At 75.4% G+C, this 24,094-nt stretch carries 21 protein-coding genes and 2 pseudogenes; 10 read left to right on the top strand and 13 right to left on the bottom strand.

From position 1 onward, the window contains the following. Nucleotides 1-15 precede the first annotated feature (15 nt). Nucleotides 16-780, top strand: a complete 765-nt coding sequence (locus JNO44_RS37640; protein ID WP_205368495.1) for an enoyl-CoA hydratase/isomerase family protein — start codon at nt 16-18, stop codon at nt 778-780. Between the two features lie 71 nt (nt 781-851). Here the strand turns inward: JNO44_RS37640 and JNO44_RS37635 are convergent, their stop codons facing one another. Continuing rightward, on the bottom strand, nt 852-1,418 hold the full coding sequence (locus JNO44_RS37635) for a gamma carbonic anhydrase family protein (protein ID WP_205368494.1): 567 nt from the start codon (nt 1,416-1,418) through the stop codon (nt 852-854). 141 nt (nt 1,419-1,559) lie between these two features. Here JNO44_RS37635 and JNO44_RS37630 point away from each other — a divergent pair, with 141 nt between their 5' ends. Further along, on the top strand, nt 1,560-2,303 hold the full coding sequence (locus tag JNO44_RS37630) for an acyltransferase (RefSeq protein WP_205368493.1): 744 nt from the start codon (nt 1,560-1,562) through the stop codon (nt 2,301-2,303). A 114-nt stretch (nt 2,304-2,417) separates the two neighbouring features. Here JNO44_RS37630 and JNO44_RS37625 read toward each other — a convergent pair whose 3' ends face one another. Then, nucleotides 2,418-3,287 carry a DMT family transporter gene (locus JNO44_RS37625; RefSeq protein ID WP_205368492.1) on the bottom strand — a complete coding sequence of 290 codons (870 nt, stop codon included), beginning with the start codon at nt 3,285-3,287 and terminating at the stop codon, nt 2,418-2,420. Nucleotides 3,288-3,406: 119 nt separating this feature from the next. Here JNO44_RS37625 and JNO44_RS37620 point away from each other — a divergent pair, with 119 nt between their 5' ends. Further along, nucleotides 3,407-3,979, top strand: coding sequence for a helix-turn-helix domain-containing protein (locus JNO44_RS37620; protein WP_205368491.1), 573 nt, complete (start codon nt 3,407-3,409; stop codon nt 3,977-3,979). 51 nt (nt 3,980-4,030) lie between these two features. Here JNO44_RS37620 and JNO44_RS37615 read toward each other — a convergent pair whose 3' ends face one another. From JNO44_RS37615 to JNO44_RS37605, 3 genes are all read right to left on the bottom strand, one after another. Further along, a complete protein-coding gene (locus JNO44_RS37615) occupies nt 4,031-4,546 on the bottom strand; it encodes a GNAT family N-acetyltransferase (protein WP_205368490.1) in 516 nt (171 codons plus the stop codon). 37 nt (nt 4,547-4,583) lie between these two features. Then, nucleotides 4,584-4,991, bottom strand: coding sequence for a CoA-binding protein (locus tag JNO44_RS37610; RefSeq protein WP_205368489.1), 408 nt, complete (start codon nt 4,989-4,991; stop codon nt 4,584-4,586). A 147-nt stretch (nt 4,992-5,138) separates the two neighbouring features. Beyond that, complete coding sequence (locus JNO44_RS37605) at nt 5,139-5,918, bottom strand: type VII secretion system-associated protein (protein ID WP_205368488.1); 780 nt, start codon at nt 5,916-5,918, stop codon at nt 5,139-5,141. 249 nt (nt 5,919-6,167) lie between these two features. Between JNO44_RS37605 and JNO44_RS37600 the strand changes: the two genes are divergently transcribed. Next, nucleotides 6,168-6,794 (top strand): YigZ family protein, encoded by a 627-nt coding sequence (locus JNO44_RS37600; RefSeq protein ID WP_205368487.1) that lies wholly within the window; start codon nt 6,168-6,170, stop codon nt 6,792-6,794. A 147-nt stretch (nt 6,795-6,941) separates the two neighbouring features. Further along, nucleotides 6,942-8,420, top strand: coding sequence for an APC family permease (locus JNO44_RS37595; protein ID WP_205368486.1), 1,479 nt, complete (start codon nt 6,942-6,944; stop codon nt 8,418-8,420). Nucleotides 8,421-8,454: 34 nt separating this feature from the next. Here the strand turns inward: JNO44_RS37595 and JNO44_RS37590 are convergent, their stop codons facing one another. Then, nucleotides 8,455-10,860 (bottom strand): glycoside hydrolase family 65 protein, encoded by a 2,406-nt coding sequence (locus JNO44_RS37590; protein WP_205368485.1) that lies wholly within the window; start codon nt 10,858-10,860, stop codon nt 8,455-8,457. Then, nucleotides 10,857-11,621 carry an HAD family hydrolase gene (locus JNO44_RS37585; protein ID WP_205368484.1) on the bottom strand — a complete coding sequence of 255 codons (765 nt, stop codon included), beginning with the start codon at nt 11,619-11,621 and terminating at the stop codon, nt 10,857-10,859. The genes JNO44_RS37590 and JNO44_RS37585 overlap by 4 nt, the downstream gene beginning before the upstream one ends. Before the next feature lie 188 nt (nt 11,622-11,809). On the opposite strand from JNO44_RS37585, the gene JNO44_RS37580 reads away from it, so the two are divergent. Then, nucleotides 11,810-12,676, top strand: coding sequence for a universal stress protein (locus tag JNO44_RS37580; RefSeq protein WP_205368483.1), 867 nt, complete (start codon nt 11,810-11,812; stop codon nt 12,674-12,676). A gap of 30 nt (nt 12,677-12,706) precedes the next feature. Here the strand turns inward: JNO44_RS37580 and JNO44_RS37575 are convergent, their stop codons facing one another. From JNO44_RS37575 to JNO44_RS37565, 3 genes are all read right to left on the bottom strand, one after another. Continuing rightward, the gene (locus JNO44_RS37575; RefSeq protein ID WP_205368482.1) at nt 12,707-14,068 is read right to left on the bottom strand and encodes a nicotinate phosphoribosyltransferase; all 1,362 of its coding nucleotides are present in this window, start codon (nt 14,066-14,068) and stop codon (nt 12,707-12,709) included. Between the two features lie 76 nt (nt 14,069-14,144). Further along, complete coding sequence (locus tag JNO44_RS37570) at nt 14,145-14,444, bottom strand: DUF1876 domain-containing protein (RefSeq protein ID WP_205368481.1); 300 nt, start codon at nt 14,442-14,444, stop codon at nt 14,145-14,147. A 123-nt stretch (nt 14,445-14,567) separates the two neighbouring features. Then, a complete protein-coding gene (locus JNO44_RS37565) occupies nt 14,568-15,437 on the bottom strand; it encodes a universal stress protein (RefSeq protein WP_205368480.1) in 870 nt (289 codons plus the stop codon). A 335-nt stretch (nt 15,438-15,772) separates the two neighbouring features. Between JNO44_RS37565 and JNO44_RS37560 the strand changes: the two genes are divergently transcribed. From JNO44_RS37560 to JNO44_RS37545, 4 genes and pseudogenes are all read left to right on the top strand, one after another. Continuing rightward, on the top strand, nt 15,773-16,006 hold the full coding sequence (locus JNO44_RS37560) for a hypothetical protein (protein WP_205368479.1): 234 nt from the start codon (nt 15,773-15,775) through the stop codon (nt 16,004-16,006). 9 nt (nt 16,007-16,015) lie between these two features. Next, nucleotides 16,016-16,847, top strand: a pseudogene (locus JNO44_RS37555) (hypothetical protein). A gap of 222 nt (nt 16,848-17,069) precedes the next feature. Further along, nucleotides 17,070-18,236, top strand: coding sequence for an exonuclease SbcCD subunit D (locus JNO44_RS37550; protein WP_205368478.1), 1,167 nt, complete (start codon nt 17,070-17,072; stop codon nt 18,234-18,236). After that, the gene (locus JNO44_RS37545) at nt 18,233-21,412 is read left to right on the top strand and encodes an AAA family ATPase (RefSeq protein WP_205368477.1); all 3,180 of its coding nucleotides are present in this window, start codon (nt 18,233-18,235) and stop codon (nt 21,410-21,412) included. The genes JNO44_RS37550 and JNO44_RS37545 overlap by 4 nt, the downstream gene beginning before the upstream one ends. Nucleotides 21,413-21,451: 39 nt before the next feature. Here the strand turns inward: JNO44_RS37545 and JNO44_RS37540 are convergent, their stop codons facing one another. The 3 genes and pseudogenes from JNO44_RS37540 to JNO44_RS37530 form a co-directional block, all read right to left on the bottom strand. Beyond that, on the bottom strand, nt 21,452-21,898 hold the full coding sequence (locus JNO44_RS37540) for an Lrp/AsnC family transcriptional regulator (RefSeq protein WP_102925228.1): 447 nt from the start codon (nt 21,896-21,898) through the stop codon (nt 21,452-21,454). Nucleotides 21,899-21,972: 74 nt separating this feature from the next. After that, nucleotides 21,973-22,332: pseudogene (locus JNO44_RS37535) on the bottom strand (ATP-grasp domain-containing protein); the annotation flags it as partial. A 51-nt stretch (nt 22,333-22,383) separates the two neighbouring features. Next, nucleotides 22,384-24,078 (bottom strand): DUF885 domain-containing protein, encoded by a 1,695-nt coding sequence (locus JNO44_RS37530; RefSeq protein ID WP_205368476.1) that lies wholly within the window; start codon nt 24,076-24,078, stop codon nt 22,384-22,386. Nucleotides 24,079-24,094: the final 16 nt, after the last annotated feature.

Genomic DNA, 24,094 nt, shown 5'->3' with positions numbered 1-24,094 from the left:
GAACAAGGAACAACCATGATGCACGACTTCAAGACCCTCCTCGTGACGCATGAGGGACCCGTGCTCCGGGTCAGACTCAACAGCCCCGAGACCGGCAACGCCGTCTCCGGGCTCATCCTCGACGAACTCCTCACCGTGCTCGGCGCGTTGGACGACGAGACCGGCATACGGGTGCTGATCCTCTCCGGTGAGGGCGACGACTTCTGCCTGGGCGGCGACCGCAGCGAGTTCCCGGAACTGCTCGCGGAGGACAGGGGCGGTCTGGCGCTGCGCGCGCTCGGCAACAAGGCCCGCCGGGTGTGCGACGCGCTGGCGACCACCGACGTGGTGACCATCGCCCGCCTCCACGGCGCAGTGGTCGGAGCCGGCGTGGGCCTGGCGATCTTCTGCGACCTGCGGGCGGGCGCCGACACCTGCCGCTTCCGACTGCCGGAACTCGGCCTCGGAGTACCGCCGGCCTGGGGCGGCATCATGCCGCGGCTGCTGAACGAGGTGGGTGCCGCCAGGGTCCGCGAACTGATCCTCACCGCGAGCAACTTCGACGCCGCGACCGCCCGGGAACTCTCCATCCTGCACACCGTCGTCCCCGAGGACGAGCTGGACGCGGCCGTCGCCCGCTGGACCAGGCCGCTGGTCCGCCGGTCGCCCACGGCGCTGCGCACCGCCAAGGTCATGATGAACGCCTACGGGAACGCCAACCGCCTCGCGGACGCCACGCTCTTCGACGCGGAGCTGCTCTCCTCCGCGCTGAGCCTCGGCCAGCAGGCCCGGCGGGGCTGAACCCCGCGAAACGGGGAGGCGGACCCGTCGGTGCGGCCCCGACCGGGCCGCACCTCGCGCATCCGGGCCCGTCAGGCCGTCGACTCCCCGGCATCGGCACCGTCCGCGGCGACCGGGACCGCCGCGCGGTGGCGGGCGGTCAGCTCCAGGTACATCGCGGCGTTGAGCTTGATGGACTCCCGCTCCTCCGCGGTCAGTTCGCGCTTGACCTTGGCCGGCACGCCGGCGACCAGCGAGCCCGGCGGCACCCGCATCCCCTGCGGGACCAGCGCCTGGGCCGCGATCAGCGAACCCGCGCCGATGTGTGCCCCGTTCAGCACCGTGGCACCCATGCCCACCAGCACGTCGTCCTCGACGGTGCAGCCGTGCAGCACGGCGTTGTGGCCGACCGAGACCCGCTCGCCGACGGTCACCGGGAAGCCCGGGTCCACGTGCACCGTGCAGTTGTCCTGGATGTTGCTGTCGGCGCCCAGGACGATGGGGCCGCAGTCGGCGCGCAGCACCGCGTGGTACCAGACGCTGGCCCCCGCGGCCAGGGTGACGTCGCCGACGACGACGGACGTGGGCGCGGTGTACGCCCCGGGGTCGATGCTCGGCGCCTCGCCGCCCACTGCCGCGATCACTGCTCGTTCCGCCATCTGCGCTTCTCCTCGCCGGTTGAGTGCCGCGCCACCAGCACCGTAGACGAACCGGCCGCCGGGTGGACGGGGCGGCGGGTGGGGTGAAGATCACAGCCCGGCGCGCGGTCGGTGGCCGGGCGCGCTGAGTACGGTGTGCGGGTGCCGATAAACCAGAACGTGTTCTCGTCCCTGACGGCCTGGCGGCGCCGGGCGGTGTCCAGCGCCGTTCACCGCGGGGCGCGTTGGGTGCGGGAGACCGGGGCCGTCACGGCCGAGCGCCCGGGCCCGTACCGCTTCCGCCGGATCGGCACCGGCACCCGGCTGGCGTTCCCGCAGGGCACGGTCTTCGGCGACCCGTGGATCGAGCTCGGCGCGTACTGCATCATCGGCCAGGACGTCACCCTCACCGCGGGCATGATGCCCGATCTGGATCTGGGTGCGGAGCCGATCCTGACGTTGGGCAACGGCGTGGTGCTGGGCCGCGGCAGCCATGTGATCGCGGACGTCCGGTTGACCATCGGCGACGACTGCTTCTTCGGCCCCGGCGTCTACGTCACCACCACCAACCACAGTTACGACGACCCCGAGACGCCGGTCGGCAAGCAGTGGCCGCGCAGCGAGCCGGTCGCCATAGGGTCGGGCGGCTGGATCGGCACCGGTGCGGTCATCCTCCCCGGCGCGCGGCTGGGGCGGAACGTGGTGGTCGCGGCCGGGTCGGTGGTCCGGGGCGAGGTCCCCGACCACGCGGTGGTGGCCGGGGCGCCCGCCAGGATCGTCCGCCGCTGGGAGCCGGGCGCGGGCTGGCAGCCACCGCTGCGGACACCGGCGCCGGTGCCGATCCCCGAGGGCGTCACGCCGGAGCAACTGGTGGCGCTGGGGGAGTGGGAGAAGGCGGAGAGCTAGGGGCGCCTGCCATCACATTTCCGCCTGCCGTAGGTCGTCCGGCGTCTGCCTCTTGTGGGGTCTTGTGGGGGGCTCGTGCGGTTGGTGGCTGTGCGGTTGTCCGGATGTTCCTCGTCAGCCGTGGGTCGCGAGCAGGACCGAGCCGACCAGGGCGAGGGAGGCCCCGGCGGTCTGGACGGCGCGCATCCGTTCCTTGAGGACGCCGAGGGCCGCCAGCGTGGTGACGACCGGGTACAAGGAGGCCAGCACCGCCGCCATGGTGACCGGGCCGTGCTGGGCGGCTATGGCGTAGGTGCCGTTGGCGGCGACGTCGGCGATGCCGATGAAGGCGAGGGCGGGGAGCGCCCCGCGCAGGACGGGCAGCCCGCCCTCGGGCAGTGCCGGGACGCCGCGCCGGACCGCGGCGAACAGGGCCGCCCCGCCGACCGCCACATTGCACACCCGCTGGACGAACAGGGCGAGGAAGAGCCCGGTCACGGTCGAGGACGCCTCGGCGATCAGTGCCATCACCGCGCCGAAGCCGAGCGCGGAGAACAGGGTGAGCGCGATCGTCCGACGGGCCACGGACGTGCCGCCGAGCCGGGGCCCGCCGGCCAGCAGGACACCGATCACCGCGACGACGATGCCCGCGGCCTGGAGGAGTCCCGGCCGTTCGCCCGCGACGATGCCGACGCCGAGCGGGACCAGGACGGTGCCGACCGAGCCGAGCGGGGAGACCACGCCCATCGGGCCGAGGGCGAGTGCGCGGTAGAAGCAGAGCATCGCGGCGGGGCCGACGACGCCGGCTCCGACGGCGAACCACAGTTGCGGACCGGCCTCCCGCCAGCCGCCGGTGGCCAGCACGATGCCGCCCAGCACCAGGGCGGCCAGCGTCTGCGAGACCACCACGACGGTCAGGGCGGGCAGGCGCCGGGTGAGCAATCCGCCGCCGAAGTCGGCGAGCCCCCAGAGGAGGCAGGTGGCCAGGGCGAAGGCCGCGGTCATGGAGAAACCTCGCAGTACAGTGAAGCGGACGCTGAAGTACACCACACCGTAGTGCAATAAATTGAACCGCGGTAGCGAATATATTGACCTGCCGCCCCGACCACCGACTTGGACGGACCGTGACGGACCTCGACCAGCTCACGCAGGCGCTCGCCCGCAACCTCAAACGCTGGCGCACCGAGCGCGGCTACACCCTCGATGCGCTGGCGGCCCGCGCCGGAGTCAGCCGCGGCATGATCATCCAGATCGAGCAGGCCCGGACGAACCCGAGCGTGGGCACCACCGTGAAGATCGCCGACGCGCTCGGCGTCAGCATCACCACGCTCCTCGACTACGAACAGGGCCCGCAGGTGCGGATCGTGGCACCGGGTCAGGCGGTCCGGATGTGGTCCACGGAAGCCGGCAGCTACACCTCACTCCTCGTGGGCGGCGAGGCGCCCGGCCCGTTCGAGATGTGGGACTGGCGGCTGATGCCGGGCGACGAGAGCGCCTCCGACCCACATCCGCCGGGCACCGTCGAGCTGTTGCACGTCCGGTCCGGCACCCTCAGCCTGATCGTCGACGGCGCGACGCACGAGGTGCCCGCCGGGGCCTCGGCGACCTTCGAGGCCAAGGTCCCGCACGGCTACCGCAACGACGGCACGGAGCCGGTGGAGATGACCATGTCGGTGATCATCCAGGCGGCCCGCTGAGGCCGCCGGGCCCGCTCGGGCGGTGGCATCCGGCCGCGCGGCGCCGGCCGTTCAGCCCGCTGCGGCGCCCGGCCTCCGGCGCAGGTCCAGGGAGAGCGGCGTGGCGTGCTCGGCGAAGCCCAGGCTGCGGTAGAGCGGCGCGGCGGCGTCCGTGGCGTGCAGGTCGACCCGGTCGATGTCGTGCCGCGCGAACCACGCCAGCAGCGCCTCGGTCGTCGCCCGGGCGTAGCCCCGGCCCCGATACCGGGGATCCGTGCAGACGTTGAAGACGAAGCCGACGCGGCCCGTCGGATGGGCCGGGGACGGCAGCCGCTCGTCGATCCGGCCGAGCGCGCACGCCGCGAGATGCGGCGCGGCTGCCCCGGACCCGGTCCCGGCGGGCTCCCCGTCCAGCACGAAACCGATCAGCCGGGCCTGTGGGTCGACCAGCTGCCGGCGCGCCACGATCTCCGCGTCCCGCTCCCAACTGCCGGGCTCGTCACGGCCGTTCATGGCCAGATACATCAGCCGGCGCAGCCGGACCAGCTCGGCGGCGTCCTCCGGGCGGGCGGCACGTGGCGTGATCATGCCGGCATGCTAGGGCACGCCCTGGGGCACCCCGCGTTCAGGCCAAACGAGGTATCTCGATCGCCGGGCAGCGGTTCATCACCATGGCGAGGCCGGCGGCGCGGGTGCGGTGGGCGGCGGCGTCGTCGATGACGCCGAGCTGGAACCAGACGGCCTGGGCGCCGACGGCGACGGCCTCGTCGGCGACGGCACCGGCGAGTTCGCTGCGCACGAAGACGTCCACCACGTCGATCTTGAAGGGGACGGCCTCCAGGGTCGGGTACCCCACCTCCCCGTGCACGGTCTCGGCCTTGGGGTGCACCGGCACGATCCGCTTGCCGTAGCGCTGGAGGGTCTCGGCGACGCCGTAGGCGGCGCGCTGCTGGTTGGCGGACAGCCCCACCACCGCCCAGGTGTCCCCGAGCTCGGTGAGGATCCTGCGGATGGTCGCCTGGTCGGCGTGCATGGGCGTCTCCTGTCGTCCCTGGTCCCGGTCTGCCACAACGGGCGGCGGGCTCCGAACATTCCGGACGCGCCGCGATGCGTTCGGCCGGGAGACAGCGAGACGCCCCGCCCGAAGGGGAAGACGGGCGGGGCGGGTTCAGGGGGCGGGTCAGCCGGTGCCGCGGGCCAGGCCGGCGCCGACGACGTTGCCGGTCGCCGCGGAGCGGGCCGGCTTGCCGATCGCCCGGCCGCCGGTCACCGGCTCGGGTGCGCCGGCGCCGGTCCCCGGCCGCAGCGCGGTGGCGGGGGCGGCCTCCCGGGTGCGCTGCCCGGCCTCGGCGCCGCCCGCGGCGGCCAGCGCGGCACGCAGCTGCTCGGGCTCCACGACCATGCTCACCGGGCCGGACGGATTGACGTAGAGGGTGTGGCCGGGCGGCAGTTGCTCGACGAGTTCGGCCGCCGGCCGCTGGTCGTAGCACAGCCGGCCGGCCGATTCCAGGTGGGCGACGGAGGTGTAGACGGGGACGACCGGGGCGCCCTCGGGGGACGCCGCGGCCAGGGGCGCGCCGGTCGTGGTGACCAGGAAGGAGAGCTCCGCCCGCGCCAGCTCCTCGTAGACCGCCTGCTCCGGGCCGTATCCGGTGGCCGACAGCTGCACCGCGCGGTCCACGGCGTCGGTGGGGTCCGCCCAGTCCAGCATCTGCGGCGACGGGCGGTACTCCGGGTTGTCCCGCCACTCCGCGATCTCGCCGTCCGGGCCGGACCGCCATTGCCCGACCACCGCCCACAGCGGTGGTGCGTCCTCGCCGGACCAGGTCAGGTCCACCATGGCCAGCCAGTGGTCCGGTGCCTGGCGGGCCGCCTCGACGACCTCCGGGGGCGGCGCCGGCATCTCCTCGCCGGTCACCGGAGCGCCGGCCGTCATCGCCGCCTGTGTGCTGTCGTCCATGAAGCCCTCCGCCGAGCCGCCGTTCCGTTCCCGCCGGGCCCCGTGGCTCCGTGCGGCGCCGGGTCCCGCTTGGGCCACAGTGCCCATGGGCACGGCGGACGTCTTCCCGACGCACCGTGCGGACGGCCCGGGTACGCCGCCCGGCGGTGCGCACTGCGCCCGTACGGCGGACACCGCAGCGCGGCGCGGGGTGCCGGGTGGCGGGACCGCCCCGTCCGGCGGCGGTGGAGAAGGTTCTAGGCTGGTCGGATGCAGGAGCAGTACCGGACGCTGGCCCGTGAGGGTGTCCACGAGATCGAGATCAACAAGTCCCGCTTCCTCTGTGCGCTCGCGCCGGTCGCGACGGAGGAGGAGGCCCAGGACTTCATCGCGCGCATCCGCAAGGAGCACCCGACCGCCCGGCACCATTGCTTCGCGTACGTCCTGGGGGCCGACGGCGGGGTGCAGAAGGCCAGCGATGACGGTGAACCGGGCGGTACGGCCGGGGTGCCGATGCTGCAGATGCTGGTGCGGCGGGAGGTGCGCTATGTGGTCGCGGTGGTCACGCGGTACTTCGGCGGCATCAAACTGGGGGCGGGCGGTCTGATCCGCGCCTACGGGGGCGTGGTCGGCGAGGCGCTGGACGCGCTGGGCACGGTCACCCGGCAGCGGTTCCGACTGGTGACGGTCACCGTGGACCACCAGCGCGCGGGCCGACTGGAGAACGACCTGCGCACCACGGGGCGGGCGGTGCGCGAGGTGACCTACGGAGCCGAGGTCCACATCGAGGTGGGGCTGCCGGAGGCGGACCTGGCGGGCTTCCGGGCCTGGCTGGCGGACACCACGGCCGGGACGGCCCGGTTGGAGCTCGGCGGGGAGGCGTACGGGGAGGTGTAGGCGGCGGGTCGGCCGCCCGGTGGCCGTCGCCGGGGTGCGACGGGTTCGGTCCGGGCCGGTGCGCGGCGGTGGCCGGCGTGTCAGCCTGGGGCCCCGCGGAACGGGCCGCGGCCGGCGGGTGCGCCGGCAGGGGAAGGGGCTTGAAGGGTGTCGGACCTGCTGGGGGAACGGGCGGGTTTCGTCCGCCGGATCGGGCTGTTGCAGGCCATCGCGATCAACATGAGCCAGATGTGCGGCATCGGGCCGTTCGTGACGATCCCGTTGATGGTGACGGCGTTCGGCGGGCCGCAGGCGGTGATCGGGTTCGTGGCGGGTGCGGTGCTGGCGCTGGCGGACGGTCTGGTGTGGGCGGAGTTGGGTGCGTCGCTGCCGGGGGCGGGCGGCAGTTATGTGTATCTGCGGCAGGCGTTCCAGTACCGGACCGGGAAGCTGATGCCGTTTCTGTTCGTGTGGACGGCGATGCTGTTCATCCCGCTCGGGATGTCCACCGGCGTGATCGGCTTCGTGCAGTACCTGGGCTATCTGTGGCCGGGGATGAGCCAGGCGCAGGGGGACGCGGTCGGACTGGCCGTCACGGTCGGCATCGTGGTGCTGCTCTGGCGCCGGGTGGAGCGCATCGCCCGGCTCACCGTCGTGCTGTGGACGGTGATGATCGCCGCCGTCGGCCTGGTCGTCCTCGCGGCGTTCACCCACTTCAGCCCGGAGCGGGCCTTCACCTACCCCGCGCACGCGGTGGAACTGGCGGCCAGTCACTTCTGGGTGGGGTTCGCCGGCGGACTCACCATCGGCATCTACGACTACCTCGGCTACAACACCACCGCCTACATGGGCGCCGAGATCAAGCGGCCCGGCCGCACCCTGCCGCGGGCCATCCTCTTCTCCATCCTCGGCATCATGGCGATCTACCTGCTGCTCCAGATCGGCACCCTCGGCGTCGTCGACTGGCGCGAGATGCTCGACCCGCACAGCACCGCCGGCTCCTCGGTCGCCTCCGCCGTCCTGGAACGCGCCTGGGGCCGGACCGCCGCCGAAGCCGTCACCGTGCTCATCCTCGTCACCGCCGTCACCTCCGTCATGACCGGGCTGCTGGGCGGCTCCCGGGTCCCCTACGACGCCGCCCGGGACCGGGTGTTCTTCCGCCCGTACGGCACGCTGCACCCCCGCCACCGCTTCCCCGTCCTGGGGCTGCTGACCATGGGCGGCATCATGGCGGCGGGCTTCCTCCTGGGCCGGCACACCGACCTGACGACCGTCATCCAGCTGCTCACCACGGTGATGGTGCTGGTGCAGTCGCTGGCCCAGATCGCGGCGGTCACCGTGCTGCGGCGCCGGCAGCCGGCGCTGCGCCGCCCCTACCGGATGTGGCTCTACCCGCTGCCGAGCCTGATCGCGCTGGTCGGCTGGCTGGTGATCTACGGCTACGCGGACCGCAACGCCCCCGGCCGACACCCCGTCGAATGGTCGCTGGCCTGGGTCGCGGCGGGGTTGGTGGCGTTCCTGGGATGGGCCCGCCACGAGCGGGAGTGGCCGTTCGGGCCGAAGCGGATCAGCGAGGAGTATCTGCGCGGGGCGGCTCCGGACGCGGCGGCGGCCGGGGCGGGAACTCCGCTGCCCCAGCCCGATTGACCGCACCGCCGGGCCGCGGTGGTCGACGGTCGGGTCAGCCGTCGGGGAGGTCGATGCGGCGGGTCGTTCCCGGGGCGACGGTGAACGGCCGGCCGCGCAGCCGGACCCGGACCGCGGCGTGCGCGGACTCCGGCACGGTGATCCGCACCCGATCGGTGCGGATCCGCAGGTCGATGTCCCGGTGGCGGCGGTAGCGGATCCGCACGCCGAACTTGGAGAGCTGGGGGAGCGGCGCCGGATCCAGCCACAGGGCGCGCTCCCGGGTCTCCAGGCCGGTCATCCCGCGCTGCACGAAATCGAGGGTGCCGGCCATCGCGCCCAGGTGGATGCCCTCCGCGGTGGTGCCGCCCTGGACGTCCGCGATGTCGCCGGTGAGCGCCTCCGCGCAGTACGTCCAGGCGTCGTCCCGGCGCACCCGCGCCAGCACCCAGGCGTGGACCACGGCGCTCAGCGTCGAGCCGTGGCAGGTGCGGTGCAGATAGTGGTCGACGGTCGCCCGCCAGACGTCGTCGTCGAGGAGATAGCCCAACTGGCCGAGTATGCCGGCCAGTTCGGAGGGCGAGAAGAGATAGCCCAGCATCAGCACATCGGCCTGTTTGGACGCCTGGTAGCGGTTGACGGTGTCGCCCTCCGCCTCCAGGATCCGGTCCAGCCGCCGGATGTCGCCGTAGCGGGCGCGGTAGCCCGCCCAGTCGAGCTCGGCCAGCTGCCCGTAGCCCGCGAACTGGCTGATCACGCCCCGGTGGAACGGCACGTACAGCCGGTGCGCGAGGTCGTCCCAGTGCTGCCGCTCGTCGTGGGACAGCTCCAGCCGTTCGAACAGCGGCCGCCGGCGCCCCTCCGGCAGCGTCCGGCACAGGTCCAGCGCCCGGGTCAGCACCCAGGCCGCGGTGACGTTGGTGTAGGCGTTGTCGTCCAGGCCCGGCCGGTCGGCTTCCGGATAGCCGTCGTGGTACTCGTCCGGACCGACCACCCCGCGGATGCGGTAGCGCTCCAGCGCCGGGTCCCAGTCCGCGCTCGCCGCCCAGAAGCGGGCGACCTCCAGCAGCATCTCCGCGCCCTTGGTGTGCAGGAACGCGGTGTCGCCGCTGGCCTGCCAGTACTGCCACACGTTGTAGGCGATCGCCGAGCCGACATGGTGCTGGAGGTGCGAATGGTCCGGCAGCCAGCGGCCCGAGCGCGGATTGAGGTGCAGCCGCTGGGTCTCCTCGCGGCCGTCGCTGCCGCTCTGCCACGGGTACATCGCGCCCGCCCGGCCCGCCTCGCGCGCCGCCCGGCGGGCCGCCGGCAGCCGCCGGTGCCGGTAGTCCAGCAGCGCCCGGGACACCTCCGGGAAGTGCAGGTTCAAGAACGGCAGCACGAACAGCTCGTCCCAGAAGACATGCCCCCGGTACGCCTCGCCGTGCAGGCCGCGCGCCGGCACCCCGACGTCGAGTCGCGCGGTGTGCGGGGAGAGGGTCTGCAGCACGTGGAAGACGTGCAGCCGCAGGATTCGGCCGGCCTCGCCCGGGACGTCCAGCCGCACCTGCCGCCACAGGTGCTGCCAGGCGCGGTGGTGCGAGGCCAGCAGCCGGGGGACGGCCGGGGCGCGGCGGACCGTCTCCAGGGCGGCCGGGAGCGGTGCCGTGCGGGCCTGGTCCCGGGAGGTGTGCAGCGCCACCGTCTTGTCGACGGTCGCCGGGGTGCCCGGCCGGACCGGGACGGTGAGCACCCGCCGGGCCGTGCGGGCCGCGAGGGCGGTGCGGGCGGTGCCGCCGCGCGGCGCGGCGCGGATCCGGGCGGCCAGCGCGACGGTGATGCCGGAGGCGACGGTCCGGCAGCGCAGCCAGTACACGCCGTCGTCGGCGGAACCGGTCTCCCAGTCGGTGAGATGGGTGTCGGCCAGCTCGCGGTACCGGGCCACCCCGGTGTTGCGGACGTCGCCGTCCAGCCCCGCCTCGACCTCCACCTCCCCGGCCCAGCCCTCGGCGGTGAACACCGCGCGCTGGACGGCGAGATCGGGCTCGGCCATGTGCACCAGACGGCGTTCGGTGACGGTCAGCCGCCGCCCGGCGCCGTCCTCGTAGGACGACCAGCGGGTCAGCGTGCCGCGGCGCAGGTCCAGCGTCCGGCGGTGGCCGGTGAGCTGCGGGTGGTCGGGCGAGAGCCAGGGGCCGGGTCCGGCGGCGTCCGCGGGGCGGATGCGGTAGCGCAGCGGCAGCCAGTCGGGCAGGTTGACCAGGTCCTCGTTCTCCACCCGGCGGCCGGCGACGGTGGAGGTCAGCCGGTTGTAGACGCCGGCCGCGTAGGTGCCCGGGTAGTGCGCGGGGCCGCGCGGCGCCTCCGGGGCGGCGCCGCGGGTGGCGAACCGGCCGTTGCCCAGCGTGCACAGCGCCTCCCGCAGCCGCTCCTCCTCGGGGTCGTACCCCTCGTACGTCCAGGTCCAGGCCGGCGCCGTCATGGGGCCGTCCCGGGGGCCAGCAGATCGCCGGGGTCGGCGACCACCACATCGGCGCCGTGGCGGCGCAGCGCGGCCGCGTGCCCCGGGGTGCCGCTCCGGTCGACGCCCACGACCAGGCCGAATCCGCCGCGCCGGCCGGCTTCGACCCCGGCGGTGGCGTCCTCCACCACGGCCGCCTCCCGGGGCGGGACGGCCAGCCGCCGGGCCGCCTCCGCGAACAGCGCCGGGTCCGGTTTGCCCGGCAGCCCCAGCCGCGCCGCCTCGTTGCCGTCCACCACCGCCCGGAACAGCCCGAGCAGTCCCGCCCGGGTCAGCAGCTCGGTGGCGTGCCGGGACGCGGACACCGCGGCACACGGGATCCCCTCCCCGCGCAGCGCGTGCACCAGCCGCACACTGCCCGGCCACACGACGGCCCCGCGCTCCCGCAGCAGTGCCCGGAACACCTCGTCCTTACGGGCCGCGACGGCCGCCACGGTGCTGGTGCCCGGTGCGTCACCGGGGGAGCCGGGCGGCAGCGCCAGCCCCCGGGAGGCCAGGAACGCGGCGGCGCCGTCCAGCCGAGACCGGCCGTCCACGTGCCGGAGGTAGTCGTCGACCGGGTCGAAGGGCCGCTGCCCGCCCGCGGCCGCCAGACAGGCGTCGAACGCCTCCTGCCAGGCCGCGGCGTGGATCCGCGCGGAGTCGGTGAGCACCCCGTCGGTGTCGAAGACCACGGCCCGCACCGGACGCAGACACGCGGCCAGCGGTGACGCGGCGGACATGACGGGTCCCTTCGGCATTCCTTCATCACACTCGCCCCTCCATGGCACCACGGCATCCGGTCCGGGGCCGCTCGGATGCGCCCGCGGGCCCTGGCGCGCCCCCGGTGCCGGGGCACACGATGGAAGTGGGCCACCCGGCGCCCGCCCCGGCACGGCCACGGCCCGAGCGACGGAAGGCGGTGGGGACCATGGAACTCCCCTTGGTCGTAGGCGTCGACGGATCGGACGCCGGGCTGCGCGCCCTGGACTGGGCGGTGGACGAGGCGGCGCTGCACGGACTGCCGCTGCGCCTGGTCTACGCGTCCCGGTGGGAGCGGTACGAGGGTGTGGCGCCGCAGGAGAGCGCCCCCGAGGAGCAGGCGATGGCCGACCGGGTCGTCGCCTCCGCCGCCGACCGCGCCGCCCGCCGCAACCCCGAGGTCGAGGTCACGGTCCAGGTCCTGGCCGACGACGCGGTCACCGCGCTGCTCCGCGAGGCCCCCTATGCCTCCGCGGTGGTCCTCGGCTCCAAGGGGCGCGGGGAGTTCGCCGATCTGCTGCTGGGTTCGGTGAGCCTGTCGGTGGCGGCCCGCGCCGGGCATCCGGTGGTGGTGGTCCGCGGCGACCGGGCCGGCCTGGAGAGCGGCCACGACCGGGTGCTGCTCGGCGTCGGCGACACCGCCAAGGGCTCCCCGGCCGTCCGGTTCGCCTTCCGGGAGGCCGAGGCCCGGGGCTGCGCCCTCGACGCGATCCGTGCCTGGCGCTGCCCCGCCTACGAGACCGCGGACCGCGACCGGCGCGCCGCAGGACCCGAGCACCACTACGAGCAGCAGGCGTCGGCGCTGGTCGACGCGGCGGTGGCGGAAGAGGCCGAGGCGCACCCGACGGTGCACGTCCGCCGCACCACCGTCGAGGGCCCGGCGCACAAGGTGCTGGTCCGGCGGTCCGCCGCCGCGGACCTGCTGGTGCTGGGGGCCCGCCACCGGCACGGCCACTTCGGGTTGCAGCTCGGCCGGGTCGGGCATGCCGCGCTGCACCACTCCGCCTGCCCGGTCGTGGTGGTCCCGCGCGGCTGACGCCGCGGCCCCACCCGCGTGCCCCGGGCGTCAGGCGAAGTGGTCGTACGGCGCCAGCACCGCCCGCTCGATCCGTCGCCGCACGTGCCCGGCGAGGGTGGCCAGTGGCGTGGAGGTCGACGGCGCGACCGGGACCGGCGACCGGATGGCCCGGGCCGACGCCGGCAGCTCCGCGAGGTCCGCGGTCAGCCGGGCCCGGGCGTCCGCCAGCGGGGTCCGCGGCGCACAGCGCACCCCGTCGCGCATCAGCGTCTTCAGCAGCGCCACGCTGCCGGCCGGCGCCGGCTCCTCGGCCAGGCCGATCACATCGCGGCAGCCCGGGTGCCGGAAGACCTGTTTCCGGCCCGGCGCGGTGACCTTCTCCGACGACAGCTTCATCACCGGCCGCCCGTCGTAGGCGACGAGCTTGTACGCCGAGTCGAGAGACGGCGCGTCGGCGCTCACCCCGACCCGGGTGCCCACCGCGAACACGTCGATCGGCGCCCCGGCACGCACCAGGTCGTCCACCGCGAACTCGTCCAGTCCGCCGCTGGCCACGATCCGCACCCCCGGCAGCTCCGCCCGGTCCAGCATCGCCCGGGCCCGGACCGCCAGCGCCCCCAGATCGCCGCTGTCCAGCCGGATCGCCGACCCCTCGGCGCGGCCCAGGGCGTGCAGCACCCGGGCCGCCGCGGCCACCCCGGAATCGACGTCGTAGGTGTCCACCAGGAACGTCACCGGCCCCGGGTGGGCCCGCGCGAAGGCGGTGAAGGCGGCCTCCTCGTCCTCGAACACCTCGATGTAGGAGTGCGCCATGGTGCCCACCACCGGCAGGCGTTCGGCGTGCGCCGCCGCCACGTTGCTGGTCCCCGCGAAACCCGCCATCGCCGCCAGCCGGGCCGTGCGCAGGCCCGCCTCCACCCCGTGCGTCCGCCGCAGCGAGAAGTCCACCACCGGCCGGCCGCGGGCCGCCAGGACGCACCGCGTGCACTTGGCGGCGATGGCGGTCTGGTGGGTGAGCCGGTTCAGGACGAGGGTCTCGACCAGCTGGGCCTGCGGCAGCGGCGCGGTGATCTCCAGCAGCGGCTCACCGGCCAGCACCACCCGGCCCTCCGGCACCGCCCGGACCTCCCCGGCGAACCGCAGGCCCAGCAGCGGCGCCAGGTCCGTGGTGGGCCGGTGCAGCGCCTCGGCGAACACCTCGATGTCGTCCGGCCCGATCCGGAAGCGGGAGAGGTGGTCGAGCACCTCCTCCACCCCCGCGGCGACCAGGAACCCCCGGTCGGCGGGGAGCTCCCGGACGAAGCAGCTGAAGGTGGCCGGCCGGGTCAGGCCCTCGCGCAGATACGACAGGGCCATGGTCACTTCGTACAGGTCGGTCGTGGTCGGACCGACCGTCGTCGCATCCGGCATCGCCGGCTCCTTCCCGGGCCGGGCCGCGCCGGTGGACCTGGGGCCGTGCGGCTCGGCGGTCGGCCCGCGGGCGGTCTCAGGCCAGCTCGTCCGTCCAGCCGTAGAGGGTGCGCCGCTCGTGTCCCGGCGGCGCGGCGCCGACGCCCGCCAGGTCGTGGTCGGCCAGCCGGATCAGCTGGCCGGCGAGGTCCTTCATCGCCCGCCCGGCCGCCAACTCGTCCCCGATCACCGGGACGTCCGGGTCCTCGGGATTGCACCGGGCCCGGCCGTGCCCGGTGAGCGACCGGGTCCCGGTGTCCAGCTCCACCCGCGCCCGTGTCGTCCCGTCCTCCTCCGTGACGATCAGCCGGACCGGCCACTGGGTGCTCTTCGCCATGGCTCACCTCCGCGGTGTCCTGCGGGGGCCGTGCCGGACCGCGCCACGGGCCCGCCCGGCGCCCGACGCCCCTGCCACCATTGTTGGGAGAAACCGCCCGGGGCGCCTGTCCGTGCGGGCCGCTCACTCGTGCGGCACGATCGCGACCGGGCAGGGCGCGTGGTGCACCGCGGCCTGGACCACATGGCCGATCCTCGGGGCCGGGAAGCGCAGTTTGTGCCGGCGGCCGACGACCAGCAGCGCGGCGTCCGCGGCGTCCCGCAGCACCGCCCGGGTCGGGCTCTCCACCTCCACCCGACCGTCCACGGCGACCTCGGGGAACCTCTCCTGCCACGGCCGCAGCGCGGCCAGCAGCTCCTGCCGGGCGTCCGTGGCCGCCTGCTGCGCGGCGACCGGCTCGACCCCGCCGCCCCGGTTGTAGGCGTACGACGGCAGGCGCCGTCCGTGCACCACGCGCAGCGGGACGCCCCGCCGGGCCGCGCTCTCGAACGCGAACGCCAGCAGTGCCTCGCAGGGCTCGTGCAGGCTCAGCCCGGCCGTGACCGGGGCGTCCGGGGCCGGCTCCGAGGCGCCCGGGCGGGCCCGGACCAGCACCGTGGGGGTGCGGGTGTGCGTCACCACCTGGAGGCCCATCTCGCCCATCGTGTACCGGGCCAGCGCGCCCAGGTCCCGCGAGCCCAGGACCAGCAGCGACGACTGGTCGGCCGCCTCCTCCAGGGCGGCCAGCGGGTCCTTGGCCACCAGGGCCTCGTCCACCGGGAGGTCCGGGTGGCGGTCCCGGACGGCGTCCCGGGCGTCCCCGACGATCCGGTGCGGCCAGTAGTTCTGGTCGTCCTCGGGGGCCGTCCCCGGCTCCGGCTCGGGTGCCAGCAGCACCCAGGCGTGCAGCAGCCGCAGCCGGGCCCGCCGCAGCTCCGCCTCGCGCGCCGCCCACAACACGGCGGCCGTCGCCTCGGGGGTCCCGTCGACGCCCACGGTGACCACGTCCTGCATGACCTCACCTCGCTCCGGTCCGCGCACCGCTGACGGGGACAGCGGCGTGCCGCCCTTCCAGTCTCCGTCGGACCGGCGGCCGGCACCGGCCGGACGCCGGTCCGAGGGGGACCGGGTGGGCGTCGGAGGTGTACCGGCTCGTCGTGCGGTGGGGGGCGCGGGCGTCTGAGCGCGGGTTCTCGGGGCCGCTGTCAGGTCAGTGGCCGGGTGTCGCGGCAGAGGTTGCCGGTGGGCCCGTCCGCGCCCGGGGGCGCCGCCCACACGACACCGCGTGCGCTGTCAGCGGCGGGACGCGCATTGCCCTCGTCGCCGCGCTCGGGACGGGTGAGGATCACGTGGCGGCCGAGTTCGGCGAGCTGGCGGGCGACCGCGAAGCCGAGGCCGATCGGGCGGACTGGAACGCTGTTCGTCGCGCAGGGGACAGGGTTCGTTCATCGGGTGCGCTCGGGGCATGCCTCCGACTCCTCAGCAACGGCGCGCCGCGCGGCACCATCAGCCCGTTCCCGAGGGGAGCGCACCGCCGCCTGTGCGCCGAGATCGACCTGCCCGAGCCGGACCCCGCCGCCTGACGCGAGCAGATCACCGGCGTCTTCACGGTCCCGCTGGACCACGCCGCCCCCGACGGCCCCACCCTCCAGGTCTTCGCCCGTGAGGTCGCCGACCCGTCCCGCGCCCATGAGGACCTGCCGTGGTTGCTGTACCTCCAGGGCGGACGTGGCGGCAAGTACCCCCGCCCGTTGGGCACTTCGCCCGGCTGGCCGGCGCACGCGTCAGGACGCACCGGGTGCTCCTCCTCGACCAGCGCGGCACCGGCCGCTCCACCCCGCTCACCGCCCGGGCCGCCGCCCGCTTCCCGGACGACGCCCGCCGGCTGCGCCGAATCGCCGACCTCCTCGCGGCCCAGGACGTCCGACTGCCCGACGGGGACCGACTCACCGTCCGTCGCCTGCGCACCCTCGGCCTCGTCCTCGGCACGGGCGAGGGCTTCGAGCGCCTGCACGCGCTCCTGGACGAAGCGCAGGACGGCGACGCCGCACTCACCGACACCTTCCTCTACCAGGTCCCATGGCCCTGACCGGCTGCACCGACAACCCGCTCTACGCGGTCCTCCAGGAGAGCCTCTACGGACAGGGCGCCGGGCCCACCGGCTGGGCCGCCGCCCGGCTCGCCGAACGCACCGACTGGCCGCCGCTGTACCACCCGGCCCGCCTCGCCGCCAACACCGTCCCGCTCGCCGCGGTCGTCTACCACGACGACACGTACGTCGACGCCGGCCTGTCCCTGGACACCGCCCGGACGATCGGCACCGCCCGGGTCTGGGCCACCAACGAGTGGGAGCACGACGGGCTCGCCGCCTCCGGCGACCGGGTCCTGGCCCGCCTGATGGACCTGGCGGCCGGCCGTGCCTGACCCCACCGGCCGCGGCACCCCTGGCCGAGGCCGGTGACGGCGGCGGGGAGCACAGCGGCTAGGGTCTGTCCGGTGGGTCATGTCCGGGGTCCCGGCACTGACCCGTCGGACGGGCCCTGGGCCGGGTCCGCGGCATCCCGCCGTTCGCCCCGAGGGCGGGCCGGGGCCGGCCGCGGAGGGCGCACAAGGAGCGGAGAACATGCAGGTCGGAGCGGTGCCGCGGTGAGATTTCTGCATACCTCCGACTGGCACCTGGGCCGGTCCTTCCACCGTGTGAACCTGCTCGCCGCCCAGCGCGCGTTCCTCGACCACCTCGTCGAGACGGTGCGCGCCCGCGACGTCCAGGCGGTGCTGGTCGCCGGTGACGTCTACGACCGCGCGGTGCCGCCACTGGCCGCCGTCGAACTCTTCGACGACGCCCTGCACCGGCTGGCCGGGCTCGGCGTGCCGACCGTCATGATCTCCGGGAACCACGACTCCGCCCGCCGGCTCGGCGTCGGCTCCGGACTGCTCCGCCAGGCCGGCATCCACCTGCACACCGACCCCGCCGACTGCGCCACCCCCGTCCTCCTGGAGGACCCGCACGGCCCGGTCGCCTGCTACGGGCTGCCGTACCTCGAACCGGCCATGGTGCGCGACACCCTCGGTGCCCCGCGCGCCGACCATGCCGCGGTGCTCGGCGCGGCCATGGACCGGGTCCGCGCCGACCTCGCCACCCGGCCCGCCGGCACCCGCTCGGTGGTGCTCGCGCACGCCTTCGTCACCGGCGGCGCCGCCAGCGACAGCGAGCGGGACATCACCGTCGGCGGGGTCGCCTCCGTCCCCGCCGCGGTCTTCGACGGCGTGCACTACGCGGCGCTGGGCCATCTGCACGGCAGCCAGACCCTCACCGAGCGGATCCGCTACTCCGGCTCGCCGCTCGCCTACTCCTTCTCCGAGGCCGACCATCGCAAGTCGTCCTGGCTGATCGACCTCGACGCGGACGGCGCCGTGCGGGCCGAGCGGGTGGACTGCCCGGTGCCGCGCCCGCTGGCCCGCATCCGGGGCCCGCTGGAGCAGCTGCTCGACGACCCCGCGCTGGCCCGGCACGAGGACTCCTGGGTCGAGGCCACGCTCACCGACAACTCCCGCCCGGCCGAGCCGATGGCCCGACTCGGCAAGCGCTTCCCGCACACCCTCAGCCTGGTCTTCGACCCCGACGAGGCCCCGGCCCGCCCCTCGGCCTCCTACGCCCAGCGGCTGCGCGGCCGCAGCGACCAGGAGATCGCCGAGGACTTCGTCGCCCACGTCCGCGCCGGCCGCGGCGCCGACGACGCCGAACGGGCCGAACTGCGCTCGGCCATCGACGAGGTACGGACCACCGACGCGGCCGCGGAGGTGGCGCGATGAGGCTGCACCGGCTGACCCTGACCGCCTTCGGCCCGTTCGCCGGCACCCACACCGTCGACTTCGACCGGCTCGCGCAGGACGGCCTCTTTCTCCTGCACGGCCCGACCGGCGCGGGCAAGACCTCCGTACTGGACGCGGTCTGCTTCGCGCTCTACGGATCGGTGCCGGGCACCCGGCAGAGCGGCCAGGCGCTCCGCAGCGACCTGGCGGACCCCGCCACGCCCACCGAGGTCGTCCTCGAACTGACCGTCGCCGGGCGGAGGTTGGAGCTCACCCGGCTGCCCGAGCAGCCCCGCCCCAAGAAGCGCGGCACCGGGACGACCAAGGAGAAGGCGCAAAGTCGCCTGCGGGAGTTCGCCGCCGCCCCGGACGGCGACCCGGCCGCCGGCGAGTGGCGCGCGCTCAGCCGCTCCCACCAGGAGATCGGCGAGGAGATCGGGCAGCTGCTCGGCATGAGCAAGGAGCAGTTCTGCCAGGTGGCGCTGCTGCCCCAGGGCGACTTCGCGCGCTTCCTGCGGGCGGACGCGGAAGCCCGCGCGCGGCTGCTCGGCCGGCTCTTCGACACCGGGCGGTTCGCCGCGCTGGAGGACCAGCTCACCGCCCGCCGCAAGGCCGCCGCCGACCGTGTCGCGACCGGCGACGAACGGCTGCTCGCCCTCGCCCACCGGATCGCCCAGGCGGCCGGCGACCTCCCGGACCTGGCCGACCCCGCCGTCCCGGCACCGTTCCCCCAGCTCTCGACTCCGTTCGAGCAGGGGAGGCCCCCTTCCCGGGTCGCCGTGCCCGCCCAGACCGGGCCCGCCGGGCGCGGCGCCCGGACCACCCGCGGCACCGCACCGGCCCGCCCGGTCGACGCGGACGGTGCCGTCGCGCTCGGCCCCGGCGAACCCGGCTTCGCCGACGCGGTACTGGCCCGCGCCGCCGTCGCCCGGGTCGGCGCCCGCGAGCGCCTGGAGAACGCGCAGGCCGCGGTGGCCGCCGCCGAGGCCGCCGAGGACACCGCGGCCGGGCGGCTGGAGCAGGCCCGGGAGCGGGACCGGCTCCAGCGGCGGTACGCCGACGCCCGGCAGCGCGCCGACCGGCTCGCCGCCCGCAGCGACGAACACGACCGGATCCGCGGGCAGTTGGAGCGAGCCGGGGCTGCCGCCGAGGTGGCTCCCGTCCTCGCCCTCCGGGACGCCGCCTGGCGGGCGCTGACCGCCGCCCAGGACGCCGAACGGCGCCACCGCGCCCCGCTGCCGCCCGTCCTCGCGGACGCAGGGGGCGACCAACTCGCCGTGGAAGAGCGGGAGTTGCGATCCACCCTCGGCTCCCTCGGAGCCGCCCGGCGGGCCGAGCGCCGCGCCGCCGACCTCGTCCGGGAACGCGCCGACCTCGACCGCGAGGCCCGCGCGGACGAGCAGACGCTGCTGGACGCCGCCGAATGGCTCGCCGGCTGGGACGCCGCCCGCGCGGCCCACCAGCGCCGCATCGACGACGCCCAGGCGGCCGCCCAGCGCGCCGAACAGCTCGCCGGACAGCTCGACCCGGCCACCCAGCGCCTCGCCGCCGCCCGCCGCCGCGACCGGCTGGCCGCCGAACTCGTCGAGGCCGAGCAGCGGGTGCTGGCCGCGCGGGAGCGCGCCGCGACCGCCCACGAGCACTGGCTGGACCTCAAGGACCGGCGGCTGCGCGGCATCGCCGCCGAACTCGCCGCCAACCTGACGGATGGTCAGGCGTGTGCGGTGTGCGGGTCCACCGCACACCCGGCCCCGGCGCGGGCCGGCGCCGGCCACGTCGACCGGGCGGCCGAGGAGGCCGCGCAGGCCGACCACCGCCGCGCCGAGGACGCCCGCCGGCACACGGAGGACCGCCGCCAGTCCGTCAAGGAGGCACTGGCCGCCGCCACCGCGGCGGCCGGCGACACCCCGACCGCCGAACTCGCCGACCAGGTCGAGCGGTTGACGCAGGAGGCGGCCGGCGCCCACACCGCCGGCGCCCCACTGCACGCCGCCCGCGAGGCGTTGGCCCGCGCCGAGCGGGAGTACGAGCGCCGCCGGGACGACCGGCAGCGGGCCGAGCGCCGGGCCGCCGCCCGCACCTCGCACCGCGAGGCCCTGGACCGCGAGCGGACCGCACTGGAGGCCGAGCTGGCCGAGGCCCGCGGCGACTGCGCCAGCGTCGCCGACCGGGCCGCCCGGCTGGAGCGGCAGGCCACCCTGCTCGCCGCCGCGGCCGAGGCGTCCCGCACCGCAGCGGCCTGCGCCGAGCACCTCAAGGAGGCCGACGCCAGGCTCGCCGACGCCGCCTACCGCGCCGGCTTCGCCACGCCCCAGGACGCCGCCGACGCGCTGCTCCCGGACGCCGTACGCCGGGCACTCCAGCAGCGCCACGACGACGCGCGGGCCGAGGCCGCGGCCGTCGCCGCCGAACTGGACCGCCCCGAACTCCGCGCCGCCGCGGCGCTGCCCCCCGCCGACCCGGACGCGGCCCGCACCGCCCACCAGGCCGCCGCCACCCGGCTGCGCACCGCCACCACCGCCCTCGCCGCCGCCCGGGAGCGCTGCGCCGCCCTCGACCGGCTCTCCGCCGACGCCGCGACCGACGCCCGGGAGCTGGCCCCGCTGCGCGCCGCCTACGACCGGATCGCCCGCCTCGCCACGCTCGCCGCGGGCACCTCCGCCGAGAACGAACGCCGGATGCGGCTGGAGTCCTACGTCCTGGCCGCCCGCCTCGAACAGGTCGCGGCCGCCGCCACCGCCCGACTGCACCGGATGTCCGGCGGCCGCTACACCCTGGTGCACTCCGACGAGCGCGCCGGCGGCGCCCGGCGCTCCGGCCTCGGTCTGCACGTCATCGACGCCTGGACGGGCCAGGAGCGGGACACCGCCAGCCTCTCCGGCGGCGAGACCTTCTTCGCCTCGCTCGCCCTGGCGCTCGGTCTCGCCGACGTCGTCACCGACGAGGCGGGCGGCACCCGCCTGGACACCCTCTTCATCGACGAGGGCTTCGGCAGCCTCGACGAGCAGACCCTCGACGAGGTCCTCGACGTCCTCGACGGCCTGCGCGAACGCGACCGCAGCGTCGGCATCGTCAGCCACGTCCCCGACCTCAAGGCCCGCATCCCCGCCCAACTGGAGGTCGTCAAGAACCGCACGGGCTCCAGCGTCCGCCACCGGGTACCGGCCGGGCCCTGACGGCCCGGACCGGCAGGCGGTCGGGCGCGCACCGTGGGCTCAGGCGCTCACCGGCCGTGGGGGCAGGGGGGAGGAGTAGACCACGCTGGTGGCCACCTCGCCGAGTGTGCCGATTCGGCCCGACACCTCCTCCAGGTGCTTCATCGACCGCGCCGCGACCTTGATGAACAGGCTGTTCTCGCCCGTGACGTGGTGTGCCTCCAGGATCTCCGGCAGGTCCGCCGCCAGGTCCCGGAACGACTGTCCGGTCTCGCCGGAGTGCCGCAGCCGGACGAACGCCAGCACCGGCAGCCCGATCCGCTCCGGATCGATCACCGCCGCGTACCCGGAGATCACCCCGGCCTCCTCCAGGCGCCGCACCCGTGCCGAGACCGCGCGCGGTGACATGTTCACCGCCCGCGCCAGCTCGGCGTGGCCCGCGCGCCCGTCGTGCTGGAGGACGTCGAGGATGCGCCGGTCGGCGGCATCAGGGGAGTATCCGGTCATCCACGCTGTCTAGCAGGGGAGCCGCCGGCAGAGCAAGGGTTTCCCGGGTACCGATCGGGAGGGCCCGCGGCCGGTCAGGGGTGTCGGTGCGGGTCCGGCGGGGCCGCCGCCAGTGCCCGGTACAGCGGACCCGGGTCCGCCCCCGCGGGCAGCCCGCTGACCTGGCCGTCGCCCACCTCCACCACCCGCCACGCGCCGTCGGAGCGCAGCGCGAGGTCGGTGGTGACGAAGCGCAGGCCCGACCGCCGCACCGCGGTGGGCCCCGACGGTCGGCCGGGGGCGCAGGGAAGCCAGGCGCTGGCCGGGGTGAGCGGCTCGAACGCGCCGTACCAGCCGGGGAGTTCGTGGGCGGTGCGGTAGGCGGCGGGGGAGGTCAGCAGGTGGCAGTCGCGGGCGGCCAGTGCCGCGGCCAGCTCGGCGTAGCGGTCGGCGGGGGCGGCCGGCCACAACGGGATGGTGGCCGGCCGCGGGAGCGTGTGTCCCGGTCAGAGCGCCGAGAGCTCGGTCAGCAGGTCGTCCAGGCCGAGCGAGCCCTGGGACAGCGCCGCCATGTGCCACGCCTTCAGGTCGAAGTCCGCGCCGTGCCGGGCCCGGGCGGCCTCCCGCCCCTGGAGCCAGACGCGCTCGCCGAGCTTGTAGCCGATCGCCTGGCCGGCCATGCCCTGGTAGCGGATGATCTCGCTCTCGACGAAGTCGGCCGGGCGGCTGCTGTGCGCGGCCATGAACGCGTGCGCCAGCTGCGGCGTCCAGCGCTCGCCGGGGTGGAACGGGGAGTCGGCCGGGATCTCCAGCTCCAGGTGCATCCCGATGTCGATGATGACCCGGATCGCCCGCATCATCTGCGCGTCCAGGTAGCCCAGCCGCCGCTCCGGCGTGGTCAGGAAGCCCAGCTCGTCCATCAGGCGCTCGGCGTACAGCGCCCAGCCCTCGGCGTTGGCGCTGACGATGCCGACGGTCGTCTGGTAGCGCGAGAGGTCGTCCGCGACGTGGACCCACTGCGCCAGCTGGAGGTGATGGCCGGGCACGCCCTCGTGGTACCAGGTGGAGACCAGGTCGTACGCGGGGAAGCGGGTCTCGCCCATGGTCGGGAGCCAGGTGCGGCCGGGGCGGGAGAAGTCCAGCGACGGCTGGGTGTAGTACGGGGCGGCGGCGCTGCCCGCCGGGGCGATCCGGGACTCCACCCGGCGGACCCGCTCGGCGAGTTCGAAGTGGGTGCCGTCCAGTGCGTCGATGGCCTCGTCCATCAGCGACTGGAGCCACTGCCGGGTCTCCTCGACGCCCTCGACCGCCTCACCGTGCTCGTCGCACCACGCCAGCGCCTCCCACGGGGTCTTGGCGCCGGGCAGCACCTTCTCGGCCTCGGTCTCCATCTCGGCCAGCAGCCGGTGGAACTCGGACCAGCCGTACGCGTACGCCTCTTCCGGGTCGGTGTCGGCGCCGTTGTAGTAGCGGGCGAGCCGGGCGTACCGCTCGCGGCCCACCACGTCCGACGCGCCCTCGATCGCCGGGGCGTAGACGTCCCGGAACCAGTCGCGCAGCTCCACCAGGGCGCCGGTGGCCACCTCGGCGGCGGTGTCCAGTTCGGTGCGCAGGGACTCCGGGCCGGGGGCGGTGAAGTCGGCGAACCAGCTGCGGTCGGTGCCGATCCACTCGCCGAGCTGACCGATGACGGTGGTGACCTGGAGCGGACCGGCGGGGAGGTGCTGGTCCAGGCCGGCCTGGAGGGCGGCGCGGTAGCCGGCCAGCGCGGCCGGCACCGCGCGCAGCCGCTGGGCGATCGCCGCCCAGTCCGACTCGGTGTCGGCGGGCGTGAGGGTGAGGGCCTCCCGCACGTGGTGCAGCGGCGAACTGAGGTTGCTGACCTGGCGCAGCCCCTCGCCGGCGTCGTGGACCGCGAGCTCCGCGGCGAGCCGTTCGCGCAGCAGCCGTGCGCAGACCTTCTCGGCGGCGCTGTCCGCGCCCGGCCGCGCCTCGGCCTCGGCGAGCCTGTCCAGGGTCGTACGGGCGAGCCGGGCCACCGCCTCCTGGCCCTCGGGCGAGAAGTCGGGGAGCTTGCCGGAGCTCTCGGCGACACCGAGGTAGGTGCCGGTGATCGGGTCCAGTTCGACGAGGGCGTCGACGTAGGCGTCGGCGACCTGGCGGGGCAGCGGACCGCCCGCGGGGGAAGTGGTGTTGGACATGCGGGCCATCCTCGTA

It is taken from the genome of Streptomyces noursei, assembly GCF_016917755.1.
Classification (GTDB): Bacteria; Actinomycetota; Actinomycetes; order Streptomycetales; family Streptomycetaceae; genus Streptomyces; species Streptomyces yunnanensis.
This window is presented reverse-complemented; position numbering and strand designations above follow the sequence as displayed.